Below are 12,950 nucleotides of genomic sequence, written 5' to 3' on the forward strand. Positions count from 1 at the left end.
CAGGTAGAAATGGCTTTTTTATTTCATGAAATTATTACCATACTAGAAAAGTCAATGCTTAAGTTGAAAAATCGCCCAAAACGGGACTAAAATCGGGTAAGAACATAAAAAAACCACTAAGTAATCAGTGGTTTTTTATATTGTGAGATATGTTGTTGATTATATCTGTTCGCTTTCAGCTTTTTTCTTAGCACGCATTTCTTTAAAACGTTCTGTAAGAGCTCCTCCTAACCAATATGGTATAATAGAAACTAAAAATATCATTAACCAGAATCCTATAGTCAGGATGGTAAGAAATGCCAGAAAACCTAAATATTGATCAAATTCAAACATAATTAATTTTATCTTTTGTTTGGCAAATTTAGTTTTTATATGTCAAAAAGCATAACGTTATTTAGAGAATTATAAACAATATTTCAACCCTATTAAGAATATATATCATTCATTAATCATGTATTTTTGTTGAGTTAAAAATCAAAAAATTATGACATATCGCATAGAAAAAGATACCATGGGCGAAGTGCAGGTACCTGCAGATAAGCTATGGGGAGCTCAAACAGAGCGCTCAAGAAATAATTTTAAAATAGGAGCGGCAGCTTCTATGCCTCTAGAAATCATATATGGTTTTGCTTACCTTAAAAAAGCAGCGGCGTATACAAACTGCGAAGCCAGTGTTTTACCAATAGAAAAAAGAGATCTTATTGCACAGGTTTGCGACGAGATCCTTGCAGGAAAACATGACGATCAATTTCCGCTCGTTATCTGGCAAACCGGTTCTGGCACCCAGAGCAATATGAATGTGAACGAAGTAATTGCAAATCGTGCGCACCAGATCGCCGGCAAAAAATTAGGTGAGGGAGAAAAAACACTGCAGCCTAATGACGATGTGAACAAATCTCAATCATCTAATGATACCTTCCCTACCGGGATGCATATAGCCGCTTATAAAGTTATTAAAGAAACTACGCTTCCTGGTGTTATTAAATTAAGGAATACCCTAAAAGCTAAATCTGAAGAATTTAGAAAGGTTGTAAAAATTGGTCGTACGCATTTAATGGATGCCACACCGTTAACGCTTGGTCAGGAACTTTCAGGATATGTCTCTCAACTTGATCACGGCATTAAAGCGCTTGAGCATACTATGGAACATCTGTCTGAATTAGCTCTGGGAGGAACCGCTGTAGGTACAGGTATTAACACTCCCAAAGGTTACGCAAAACGCGTGGCCGAGTTTATAACAAAATTCACTGAATTACCTTTCAAAACCGCAGATAATAAATTTGAAGCACTTGCAGCTCATGATGCTCTCGTAGAAACTCACGGCGCATTGAAGCAACTTGCTGTTTCCCTTAATAAAATAGCAAATGACATACGTATGCTCGCTTCAGGACCTCGAAGTGGTATTGGTGAACTAATAATCCCGGCAAATGAGCCAGGATCTTCTATCATGCCAGGTAAAGTAAATCCTACTCAATGTGAAGCACTTACAATGGTATGTGCTCAGGTCATTGGTAATGATATGACAATTGCCGTTGCGGGAATGCAGGGTCAATATGAGTTAAATGTGTTTAAACCTGTAATGGCTGCTAACATTTTACAATCTGCACGATTAATAGGTGATGCATGTTTTTCTTTTGATGAGCATTGTGCAGAAGGAATTCAGCCTAATAAAGCCCGTATTAAAGATCTTGTGAATAATTCGCTTATGCTTGTTACGGCTTTAAATACGAAAATAGGATATTATAAAGCTGCTGAAATAGCAAATACGGCTCATGAGAATGGTACAACTTTAAAAGAAGAGGCTATAAATCTGGGTTATCTTACAGAAGAAGAGTTTGACGAGTGGGTTAAACCTGAAGATATGGTAGGAAATATCTAAATATAATAGAAATTCCGTGCTAGATTTTAGTACGGAATTTCTTTCAGTTATAATCAAAACTATAACGTTTTCTTAAAGTTTTTCATTAAATCTATGAAATAAGTTGCTATTGATTATATTTTGTTACATTTGATTGCATACCCCAAAACCCCTAAACATACCCCTATGATATTTACCAAACTTTGGGTTTATGATTTATTGGCGTTTATTGACTGTATGTATATGGTTTTTAGGTGTTTTGCTTGGCAACATCGATTTTTATAATGATTCTTCGCGTACCTCAAGTATTCTTGACGTAAAAGATTTTGAGTTCAAACCTGTCACAGATTTTAATAAAGGTCTGGATAATGGCAGTTACTGGATCAAAATAAATACGTTAAAGGAGAATGATGAAGTTTTGCGTATAAAATCCTATCATTTAAGAAAATTTGAGGCTTTCGATTCTACCGGAAGCAGTATTTCTGAAATTCCGGATCTACAATATCCTGCTTTTGATATCTCAAAGCATCATGACCTCTTACCGCTATATGTAAATCTGCAGTTTGATGAAGAGGCAAACTTCCCTATAGAATTCACCACTCTTTCTGAAGTAATTAAAAAAGAGCAAGGTAACATTTTTGGCTACGGTCTCTTTTATGGAGTTATGTTCTTTATAATCCTGATCAATCTCTTTTTATTCTTCTCATCTGGCGATAACGGCTTACTGTATTATGCTGCGGTACTCTTAATCTCTGGTATTAGTCTGGCTTTTAGAGATAATATTCCTTATATGTTTGGCCTTGTGCAGTCTTATCTGGTAGATCTCGAATTGCTGTTCCATGTTTTGCTAGGTATTGTTGGAGCAATTTTTGCCTATACTTTTGTAAGGCTAAAATACTCATATCCTGAACTTAAACTCACAATAATAACTTTTGCAACCCTATCTGTTATATTTATGGTGGGTTATTGGATAACCGGGAATTACTTCTTTTTTGCACTGGCAGATACAATGGTGCTTCTCACAATAACTGCAACCTGGATTACAAGTGGGTTAGCTAGCAAAACCACGCCTTTTTTCTATCTGGTATCGTTTGTTTTTGCAATAAATATTTACTGCATATTTGACTTTTTTGTGCTTTATGATTTTGGCTTATCCATATTACCTATTACGCCATTTATTATAAAATTAGGTATGGTAGCAGAAATGATAATCATATCTATTGCCATTTTACGACGCTGGCAGTATACAGATAAAAATAATTCTAACCTGATAAAAGAATTGAGTTTACGGGAAGAAGAACTTGAGAAACTTAGCCAGTATAAAAAGGTAGAAGATATTAATGACTCTTACCTTGAATCACTAATAGACAATTACAATTTAAACAACTGCGAAGTAAAAATATTACACGCGCTCTCTACCGGAACGCGTGAAGATAAGCTCAATGAGCAATTAAAACTTCCTGATTTTAAGATAAAACAATCTATGGCCAGCCTTTATAAAAAACTAGGTATCGCCGAAGATTCTGATTTTTTAAATATGCTTAGTTAGCAGATTTTTCTTTCGGAAGACTACTTCTTATAGAATTTTTTGTACTTGGGATAAGCTAAAAGAGCGAAAGCAATCACGCAGCCGAATATTATAAGTGCCTTATTTAGGTTAAGGATATTATTACCACTCGCATAACTGTGAAGACCTGAAAGCCAGAAATTCACACCAAAATAAGTCATCATAATACTACCGTAAGCAAGCACAGCCATTAGATTAAAAAACCATTTTCCTCTAAGACCTGGCACTAAGCGCATGTGAATAACAAATGCGTAAACCATAATACTTATCAATGCCCAGGTTTCTTTTGGGTCCCAACCCCAGTAACGGCCCCAACTTTCATTAGCCCACTGACCTCCTAAGAAATTCCCTATAGTTAGCATTACAAGACCAACAGTAAGTGACATTTCAGTAATAATTGTAATCTCTTTTATATTGAGATCCATTTTTTTCCTGTTCTTTTCATTGGTAAGTAAAATGAGAAGAAGAGAAACTAAACCTAATATCATTCCCAGAGTGAACGGTCCATAACTAGCTACAATAACTGCCACATGTATCATTAACCAATAACTATCAAGCACCGGTTGCAAATTAGCAATTGCAGGGTTAAGCCAGTTCATGCTTGCTCCCCACAAAATAAAGCCGGCAACAAAAGCGGTACTTGCAATTGTCAACGAACTTTTTCGCCCAAAGGCGAGCCCAAAGAACATGGTAGCCCAGCCAACATATAATACAGATTCATAAGCATCACTCCACGGGGCGTGACCAGAAATATACCATCTCCATATTAATCCTGCTGTATGCAATAGAAATAAGATGAGAACAGCTGCACCGCCAAGTCTTACCATGAATTTTATAAAGCGGTTATCTTTAAAAATTCTGGTAATTACAAAAACAAACATGAAAACAGATGCAAGAAGATACATCCAGTAAAGTTTTGTAAAAATATCATGTTTATTATAAAACACTTCAGCATTTACCTTGTCTTCACTCGGCATTACTTCACTCCCGTACTTGCGTTGAAAACTGGTTATACTATTTAAAAGTTCGTCTGCTTTATCATAATTACCTGTATCCTTCCCTTCCCTGAGTGCACTAAAATAAATGGGCAGAATTTGTTTCGTGTAAACAGAATCCATTCCTTTAAAGTTGGCCGTTCCTAATTCCGGATAAGAATACCATTTGTTATTAGGATCATTAGGCTGAGGAAATATTTTTAAAATTTCACCACTAAGTGCCCTGTCTAATAAACCTAAGCGTTCTGAAATATCAATAAAATCTTTATCGTAGCTATTTTTTACTTCATCCTGATATGCATTTTGAAGATACGGAGTCAATTTATACTGTCCCTGAGCATCAAAGAAATCGATCGCCTTAACGTATTCTTTATCTTTAGGAATACCTACAATATTACGTATACTATCGTTTTGCGTTTTAAGATAGATAAACTCAACATTGTACCAGAACACTGGAGATTCTACCATAGACAAAAACACCTGATCTGCATTCATGCCCAGATAAGTATCTTTTCGGCTCAATTTGCGTAAAACCTGGCTGGCAAAGGTATTAACAGGCATCATACGACCTTTATCATCCTGAATAACAAGCTTACCAAATTTCTCTGCGTGTTCTGCGCTTACAGCGTTGGCAACAAGAATAGAATCTATTTGTTCTTTAGAAGCAACAGCGTGATTGATCGCTGTATTATCTTCAAGTTGCGGCTGTATTTCTGCACTAGATTCTATAATGGTGGTATTCCCGTTATCAACCTGAACTTTATCTTCCTGAGCGTGTAGATTTCCGCTTAAAGTGAAAAATGCTATCAAAATGGGTAAAGCTGCTTTTTTTGCCTTCACCTTATCAAGACGCCTCTTAAGATCGCCAAATCTGCTTCCCTTATCAAAAAGTATTAGCATTAAGCCTAAATAAAGGGCAAAATAACCTATATAAGTGATCCATGTGCCCCAAAAATCGTGGTTAACAGAAAGAACAGTACCTAGCTCATCCGGATCAAAACTTGCCTGAAAAAACCGGTAGCCCTGATGATCAAGAACATGATTCATATGAATATCATAATCAAAGCTTTCTTGCGGAGAATCAATTACAGTGATATCACTGGCGTAAGACGAATAGACATTTTTAGTTCCCGGGTAACGCTGAGCAACAAAATCATCTAATTTAATGGCAAAAGGAAGAGGAACAGATTTGCTCCCATATGACAAATGAAATTTGAGATCGCCTATTTCTACAGTCTTCATATCACTATCAAAACCTTTACCTCCTAGTAGGCCTATTTGCTTAGAACCTTCATCCGTTTTAACTGTTACAAAAAGTGCATCAGCCTGATTTTTCTGTTTAGGAAAAGATTCTACAATTCCATTTGTACCTTTTATAACAGGTTCTGGAATAACGAACTGCATCTCTCCTATTTGATATAAAGACCGCAATTTGAGCTCCTGTACAGAATCCTGTATTACCTGATAATTCTCCTGAGTTGCCATAACAGTCACTCCACCCTCAAAGGGAGACTCAAGTGTATAATTATCACCATCATATGAAATATTTATAGCTCCTTCTGTAGGTTTGTTAAAGGCAAACAGTGTATTATGAATATTGTCAATTTGTCCTTCTTCCAGATAATGCTCATGACGTGTACCGTCACCGGCTTCAACTATTTTTAATTGATTGCGACCATCGGGATCTTCTACCAGACCTTCTTCTGCACCATCTATAAATTTATCAAAGCTTATTGTTACCGGCCTGCCATCAAAATCTGTGTTGATTTCAAAATCATTATTTAATCTTGATGATAGCAACATTTCCTTTTCTATAGGTCTGCGCTGCGGTGTTCCATCTTTCTCACCATCTATGAAAACCTTTAAATAGGTTTTATCACTTAAAAAGGAATTTTCAGTTTGCCCCTCTCTAATAGGCATAACACCTTCATAACCTATATATCGCGTTACTCCTGCTCCTACTATTATTAAGATAAATGAACAGTGAAAAAGCAGAGTTGTCCACTTTTCTTTTCGCCACAGCTTAAATCTCCAGATATTTCCCACAAAATTGATTACAAACAAAATATGTATAAGTTCAAACCACCAGGCCTGATAAATATAATATTTAGTAAAAGGTGTGGGTGAAGTGTCCTGACCCGCGTCAAGTATAGTGCCCGTTGCCATTGCGACAGCGTAAGCGATAAACAAAAAAGCCATTAAACGGGTAGAAAATAGGAGGTCTGCAATACGTTTTTGCATAATGGAAAAGCAAATTTTTAATGGCGCGAATATACGACACAAAACCGCATTACTCAAGCATTACGGCTCTCTTTATAATCTGTAATTCTTAATCCAAATTATGTACTTTTGAATCTGTGATAGAAATTTCAATAATAGGCACAGGCAACGTAGCATCTTATCTTGCGCATGCATTCGCTGAAAGTAAAGGCATTTTACTCAGGCAGATAGTAGGTCGAACACAAGAAACACTTTTACCATTTAATAAGATAGCTGAATGCATTACTTCATATGATAACCTGCATACGGTTGATATATTGATAATTGCAGTTTCAGACAATGTAATACATGAAATTTCACAAGCGATTCCTGTTACACTCTCAATCGTGACTCATACATCAGGAAGCACCTCGATAGACGCGCTGAAAAAGCACTCAAAAAGGGCGATTTTTTACCCTTTACAGTCGTTTTCTAAAAATAGAAATATTGATTTTTCAACAGTTCCTATTTGCTTAGAAGCTGCTAATAAAAGTGATCTTTTATTATTAGAAGAAGTAGCTTCTGCTTTAAGTGATTCTATACACTTCTTAAATAGTGAATCGAGAGCACATTTGCATCAGGCGGCTGTATTTGCCAATAATTTTTGCAATCACATTCTTTATCAAACAGAAGAAATTTGCAAAACTCATTCTCTAGATTTCAATTTACTAAAACCATTGATGACAGAAACTGTGAACAAAGCGTTTGATATTGGGGCACTTGCAGCACAAACAGGCCCGGCAAAACGCCAGGATACTTCTACAATAAAAAAGCAACTTGAAAATTTAAAAACAGAAGAGCAAAAGCTCATTTACAAAACTATTACACAGACTATTTTAAAGACTTATGGAAAAGAAAAGTTATAAGGAATACTTAAAGCATGTAACAACTTTTATTTTTGACGTTGACGGCGTTCTTACAGATGGTACAATACAAATTGGCACCACTGGCGAAATGCTAAGAACAATGCATACAAAAGATGGCTATGCTCTTAAAACAGCATTAAACCAAGGGTTCAATGTGTGTATAATTTCCGGAGGGACCAATGAAGGTGTACGTCACAGACTACAAGGTTTAGGTGTTACAGATATTTTCTTAGGTGCTCACGCAAAAATTGAGCAGCTTAATCAATATTTTGAAACCTATGACATAAAAGCCGAAAACGTACTTTATATGGGTGATGATATTCCGGATTTTCCTGTGATGAAGTTAGTTGGTTTACCCTGTTGCCCACAGGATGCTGTAAAAGAGATCAAAGAAATCTCTAAATATGTTTCTCACAAAAATGGCGGAAATGGTTGCGTGAGAGATGTTATTGAGCAGGTACTAAAAGTACAGGATAAATGGATGAAAGAGTTTGATGCTAAATATGACTAATTGAGATAGCGCTCTTTAGTTATTTTTATGTGATGCAATTCGTGACCGGCAATTATAAAACCAGCAGCTCTGGCAGATAGTGTATGATTGCTAGCTTCACCTAAATTTAGTAAGCCATCAGCCGGGAGATTCTTAAAAAGATGAATTGAGCTTTCTCTTACTGCTGCATATTCATCTAATAAACTTTTAAGACTTCTCTTATTTGCCTGCGAAGGCGCTATATAATTATCCTGATCAAAACCGGGAAATGGTGTTTTATCATTACGTGCAATACAAACAGCTCGATATTGAAAAACACGTTCTGTATCAATTATATGAAGTAAAACTTCAAGAATTGTCCATTTGCCTTCTGCGTAAGCATAGGTCAATTTATCATCAGGAATAGCGGAAAAGAAAGCTAAAACACTTTCTTTTCCGTTTTCTATTGCCTGAAGGATTGATAAATCTTCATGAACTAAATCAACATACGTACTGTAAAACTGATTATACTCTGAAGATTTAAGATCGCTCTTTTTCATTGCTTATGCCGAATTACGACTTGCATTAATATTTCCAAAAAGTGAACGCGTCACCATTTTTTCAAACATCTCAATCTTCTCCTGATTGGCTTCAGGATCTTTCTGTAATTCCTGAATATTCTTAAGTGCATATTGCTGTATCGTTAACAATGGCAACACGATACGCTCTCTCTCCTGAATAGATGCTTTACCTGCTTTTTCTTCTTCCATCAACTCGCTATAACCGGTAAGTTTTAGCAATAAACGTTTTGTACGTTCAAATTCATCATGAATCAATGTCCAGAAAGCGCCAAATTCAGGATCTTCCTGCATATATGCGGTCAGGCCAAAAAATGATTTTGTAAGACTCATCATACTGTTCTCAAGCAATGTCTTAAAGAACAGACTATTCTCATAAAGAGATTTTACTTTATCAAATTCTCCTTTACTTTCTAAATGTTCTATTGCAGTACCTACACCAAAGAAACCAGGAACATTTTGCTTCAATTGACTCCATGATCCCACAAAAGGAATCGCACGCAGATCTGAGAAATTAAGCTTATCCCCTTTTCCTCGTTTGCTGGGTCGACTTCCTATATTTGTTTTAGCATAATATTTTAGTGTGCTCATTCTTTCAAGATATCCTAAGAAGTTAGGATGCTCTTTAAAATCTGAATATGCTTTGTAGCTAACTTCAGCTAACTCTTCCATTGTTTTTCTATCTTCATCTGTCAAGGCTACATTCTTTTGAGAGAAAATACCATTAAATATTCCTGAACTCAAAAGTTGCTCCAGGTTATATTGACAAGAATCTTTAGTTCCAAAATTAGAACTGATAGTTTGGCCTTGTACGGTTAATTGTATTTGCTCATCTTCTATTGTATTACCCAAAGAAGCATAGAACTGATGCGTTTTACCACCACCACGAGCCGGTGGTCCTCCTCTACCGTCAAAGAATATCACTTTAACGCCATATTGTCTGGAAATTGCTGTTAACGCTTCTTTAGCTTTAAATATACTCCAGTTGGCCATTAAGTAACCACCATCTTTTGTACCATCACTAAAGCCCAGCATTATGGTTTGTTGATTTCCTCTTGAAGCTAAGTGTTTTGCGTAAGCAGGATTTGTATACAGATCTTCCATTACTTTATGAGCGATCTTAAGATCTGGTACTGTCTCAAATAATGGTACGATATCTGCCGTAGGTTTATCCCAATCACACAAATGCAACATGGCAAATGCTTCCATCACATTAAGCATGGTCTGGTTGTTACTTATTATATAACGATTTGAACCCCGCTCTCCATTTTGTTTTTGTATTTCGCGCATTGCGTGAATAGACTCAAGAGTCTTTCTGGCTATCTCATCTTCCAGATTTGAAGGATCAAGATATCCTTTAACGTCTTGTAATATAGTGATCTGTTCTTCTTCTGAAAGTTCGAGATAATTATCAGGAAAAATGTTTAATCCTTCTCGCTGACATTCTTTAACGATCTCCTGCATTACATGGTGATGCACTCTACTGTCCTGACGTATATCAAGCGTTGCGAAATGATAACCAAACATTTTGATCTTGTTTATAAGATCGTCAATTTCTTCAAGAAAAAGACTTTGATGTTGTTCTACTACTATTTTGCGTACGGTAAGAAGTTTTTCTAATAGTTCGTCTTTAGTGATTTTAAGTTTATCACCAGGCAAAAATATACTGTCATATAAACGACGCTCCAGATCTGATAATATTTCTACCGTACCTACAAACGTAATTCTGCGACGCATATCGCGCATATCGCGATAGTAGTTTTTTATAATTGTATTGCGTAATCGAGCTGCGACCCTTAAAGTAATATCTGTAGTTACAAAAGGATTACCATCACGGTCACCCCCCGGCCAGAAACCAAGATCTATAACTTCATTATCAAAAAACTCACCTTTAAAAACGTTTTGCTGCAGGTAATTATAAATGAAACTAGAAGAGTGGTAAAATACATTCTCCAAGTACCAGATAAGACTAACCGCTTCATCATAAGGTGTAGGCTTCTCCTTTTTAAAGAAAGGCGTTTTACCAAGCTGAGAAAGCAATTTTTTGATCATCTCCAGATCATTAGCGTTTATGGCATCGCTAAGATCATTGATGATACCCAGTACGGCACCGGGATAAAATTGTGTAGGGTGCGCTGTAAGAACCGGTCTTATTTTAAAATGATTGAGGTAATCTTTTAATTCTTCAGTCTTGTTTTGTGCTTGAGCTTCTTCTTTAATATTTCTTAAAGTACCGCGACCATCCATATTATGAACAATACGATATGAGGCATCTTCTATTGCATCAAACAGAACAACCTGGCGTTCTATATACTGAATAAATCTAAAAAGTAAATTATATCGATCTTCTTCGGGAATATCTCGTTGATATTTATCAAAAAAGTACGAAACAATCTGGGTGGGATTATATTTTCTTTCATAACCATCTACACAGATAGTATCAAATAAAGGTAAAAGTACACCGGTATTTGAAATTCCCTGAAAAGGAAGGGTCATGAATAAACTATTGTATACCTGATATTTAGATTTAACGTAACTATTAAAACGTTCTAACTTGGGTTGTCTGGACATTATTTTGATTTTAGTTGAATAAAAAAACCCTTTGTCTATAAAGCCAAAGGGTTTTAAAGTTAAGTCTTTTTGGCTTTACAATTCCTGAAAAATTGAATGCATAAGACGTTTTTTATCATTGATACTCTCTTCTAGAGAAATCATGGTCTCGCTGCGATAAACTCCGTCAATATCATCCAGTTCAAAAATAATATTTTTTGCATGCTCTGTATTGCGAGCACGTATTTTGCAAAAGATATTAAATTTACCTGTAGTAACATGAGCAACCGTAACAAACGGGATCTGATTGATGCGCTCAAGAACGAATGTTGTTTGACTTGTTTTGTTTATGTAGATGCCTACATATGCAATAAACGAGTATCCCAGTTTTGCGTAATCAAGTGTTAGAGAAGAACCTATTATGATTCCCGCCTCTTCCATTTTTTTTACGCGCACATGAACTGTACCAGCAGAGATTAGAAGTTTTTTTGCAATATCTGTAAAAGGAGTACGAGTATTTTCAATCAACATATCTAGAATCTGGTGATCAACCTCGTCTAATTTGAATTTCGCCATTATTCAATCATTAAATTATATATTACGCAAAAATAGGATAAATACATTGAATAATTCATAACGTTTTAGGTAATATTTGCGAAAACGTTTTAGTAAATCCGTTATTGAGGGTAATTTGACCGATTTTACTTCCTTTTTGCCAGATATTTGTGTCAGTGATATCCGGGTTTTGTGAGTCACAATCGTACTCAACATGCCCTGTAAATTCTTGCAAAACAGCAATCTCAGCTATTTTAGGAATAAATCGCAATTCGCCTTCTATTAAAGTCTCTTCATATTGTATTGCAACATCAGTCACTCCTGCTTCCGGAAGCGCAATTTGTCTTAAAATAATGTCAAAAAAGCATTTTTTGTTCTCCGGAATTTCAAAATACCCCTTGTATCCTCGTTTTAGATCATCATTAGAATTGGTAATAATATTTAAGGCTTTCACCAAAGCTAAAAATATATATGCACGCGTTTCTTCACGTGCGTAATCATCAGGGTAATGACCAGCTTCAAAAAGCACGGTTGGTACATTTAAGGATTGAAAAGTATCGCCAACGCAATTAAGGTTAAAAGAATCATCATATCGCCCTACTCCTTGTGGAATAAAATGCTGAAGCATCTCATTTAATCCGGCTATAATTGCCATACCCATTTTACGGGATCGCGTTACTGAGCGGTTTTTGTCCTGAGCAGGCGATAAAAAAGATACCGTGGCTGATTTAGCAGGGTCTCCCACTCCAAATATTGTACGCTGACCGTGCAAATTGAGGCAAAAATCGGGTTTAAATGCATCAAAAACGGTGCGTAGAATAATACTTTCTGGTTGCGATTGGTTCTGTGCATCCCTGTTGAGATCAATGTCATGAGCATTGAGCCTTGTATAACGTTCTGCCCCGTCAGGATTTAATATGGGTATGATATGTAAAGTACATGATTTAAGTAAAGATTCTGCCTCAATTTTATATTCTGATGCTGTTAACCATTTAAAAAGATCAAATAAGGCTTTTGTAGTTGTGCTTTCATTCCCGTGCATTTGAGACCACATCAATATTTTTTTTGGCCCAGAGCCAATTTGAATACTGTGGATGGATTTTCCCAGCACAGACTTACCAATTTCTGTGATCTCAAAATTGTTCCGCCAGAAATCCAGTAAAGGAGCTATGCTGTGATGCGTAATGTATCGCCCATAAAGATTTTGTTCTTTATGTGTTTTATGCCAAAGTAAAAGCTGATTAAAATTCATA

General features: G+C 35.9%; 10 protein-coding genes. 4 read left to right on the plus strand and 6 right to left on the minus strand.

The window, feature by feature from the left end; translation table 11 throughout:
* Positions 1 to 159: 159 nt before the first annotated feature.
* Positions 160 to 333, minus strand: coding sequence for a hypothetical protein (locus ACH3O9_RS15455; RefSeq protein ID WP_416442039.1), 174 nt, complete (start codon positions 331 to 333; stop codon positions 160 to 162).
* Positions 334 to 484: 151 nt separating this feature from the next.
* On the opposite strand from ACH3O9_RS15455, the gene fumC reads away from it, so the two are divergent.
* Together fumC and ACH3O9_RS15465 are read left to right on the plus strand one after the other, a co-directional pair.
* Positions 485 to 1,879, plus strand: a complete 1,395-nt coding sequence (fumC, locus tag ACH3O9_RS15460; RefSeq protein WP_416442041.1) for a class II fumarate hydratase — start codon at positions 485 to 487, stop codon at positions 1,877 to 1,879.
* Between the two features lie 190 nt (positions 1,880 to 2,069).
* Complete coding sequence (locus ACH3O9_RS15465) at positions 2,070 to 3,407, plus strand: 7TM-DISM domain-containing protein (RefSeq protein WP_416442043.1); 1,338 nt, start codon at positions 2,070 to 2,072, stop codon at positions 3,405 to 3,407.
* 20 nt (positions 3,408 to 3,427) lie between these two features.
* On the opposite strand, the gene ccsA is transcribed toward ACH3O9_RS15465, so the two are convergent.
* Entirely contained in the window at positions 3,428 to 6,661 is a 3,234-nt protein-coding gene (ccsA, locus tag ACH3O9_RS15470) for a cytochrome c biogenesis protein CcsA (protein ID WP_416442045.1), read from the minus strand.
* A gap of 116 nt (positions 6,662 to 6,777) precedes the next feature.
* On the opposite strand from ccsA, the gene ACH3O9_RS15475 reads away from it, so the two are divergent.
* Together ACH3O9_RS15475 and ACH3O9_RS15480 are read left to right on the plus strand one after the other, a co-directional pair.
* Entirely contained in the window at positions 6,778 to 7,545 is a 768-nt protein-coding gene (locus ACH3O9_RS15475; protein ID WP_416442047.1) for a Rossmann-like and DUF2520 domain-containing protein, read from the plus strand.
* Positions 7,526 to 8,056 (plus strand): KdsC family phosphatase, encoded by a 531-nt coding sequence (locus ACH3O9_RS15480; protein WP_416442049.1) that lies wholly within the window; start codon positions 7,526 to 7,528, stop codon positions 8,054 to 8,056. Before ACH3O9_RS15475 ends, ACH3O9_RS15480 begins: the two co-directional genes overlap by 20 nt.
* Here the strand turns inward: ACH3O9_RS15480 and ACH3O9_RS15485 are convergent.
* The 4 genes from ACH3O9_RS15485 to ACH3O9_RS15500 form a co-directional block, all read right to left on the minus strand.
* A complete protein-coding gene (locus ACH3O9_RS15485; protein ID WP_416442051.1) occupies positions 8,053 to 8,574 on the minus strand; it encodes a DinB family protein in 522 nt (173 codons plus the stop codon). The genes ACH3O9_RS15480 and ACH3O9_RS15485 overlap by 4 nt on opposite strands.
* Positions 8,575 to 8,577: 3 nt before the next feature.
* Positions 8,578 to 11,163: a phosphoenolpyruvate carboxylase gene (locus ACH3O9_RS15490; protein ID WP_416442053.1), complete on the minus strand. Its 2,586-nt coding sequence runs from the start codon at positions 11,161 to 11,163 to the stop codon at positions 8,578 to 8,580.
* Between the two features lie 75 nt (positions 11,164 to 11,238).
* Positions 11,239 to 11,718, minus strand: a complete 480-nt coding sequence (locus tag ACH3O9_RS15495; protein WP_416442055.1) for an Lrp/AsnC family transcriptional regulator — start codon at positions 11,716 to 11,718, stop codon at positions 11,239 to 11,241.
* Between the two features lie 55 nt (positions 11,719 to 11,773).
* Positions 11,774 to 12,949 carry a M14 metallopeptidase family protein gene (locus ACH3O9_RS15500; protein ID WP_416442057.1) on the minus strand — a complete coding sequence of 392 codons (1,176 nt, stop codon included), beginning with the start codon at positions 12,947 to 12,949 and terminating at the stop codon, positions 11,774 to 11,776.
* Position 12,950 lies beyond the last annotated feature (1 nt).

It is taken from the genome of Leeuwenhoekiella sp. A16 (assembly GCF_047946675.1).
In the GTDB taxonomy this organism is placed as follows: domain Bacteria; phylum Bacteroidota; class Bacteroidia; order Flavobacteriales; family Flavobacteriaceae; genus Leeuwenhoekiella.

Excerpts from the sequence above, each read along its gene's own strand:
- ACH3O9_RS15455 (WP_416442039.1), bottom strand. The coding sequence starts at position 333 with ATGTTTGAATTTGATCAATATTTAGGTTTTCTGGCATTTCTTACCATC.
- fumC (WP_416442041.1), top strand. The coding sequence starts at position 485 with ATGACATATCGCATAGAAAAAGATACCATGGGCGAAGTGCAGGTACCT.
- ACH3O9_RS15465 (WP_416442043.1), top strand. The coding sequence starts at position 2,070 with ATGATTTATTGGCGTTTATTGACTGTATGTATATGGTTTTTAGGTGTT.
- ccsA (WP_416442045.1), bottom strand. The coding sequence starts at position 6,661 with ATGCAAAAACGTATTGCAGACCTCCTATTTTCTACCCGTTTAATGGCT.
- ACH3O9_RS15480 (WP_416442049.1), top strand. The coding sequence starts at position 7,526 with ATGGAAAAGAAAAGTTATAAGGAATACTTAAAGCATGTAACAACTTTT.
- ACH3O9_RS15485 (WP_416442051.1), bottom strand. The coding sequence starts at position 8,574 with ATGAAAAAGAGCGATCTTAAATCTTCAGAGTATAATCAGTTTTACAGT.
- ACH3O9_RS15490 (WP_416442053.1), bottom strand. The coding sequence starts at position 11,163 with ATGTCCAGACAACCCAAGTTAGAACGTTTTAATAGTTACGTTAAATCT.
- ACH3O9_RS15495 (WP_416442055.1), bottom strand. The coding sequence starts at position 11,718 with ATGGCGAAATTCAAATTAGACGAGGTTGATCACCAGATTCTAGATATG.
- ACH3O9_RS15500 (WP_416442057.1), bottom strand. The coding sequence starts at position 12,949 with ATGAATTTTAATCAGCTTTTACTTTGGCATAAAACACATAAAGAACAA.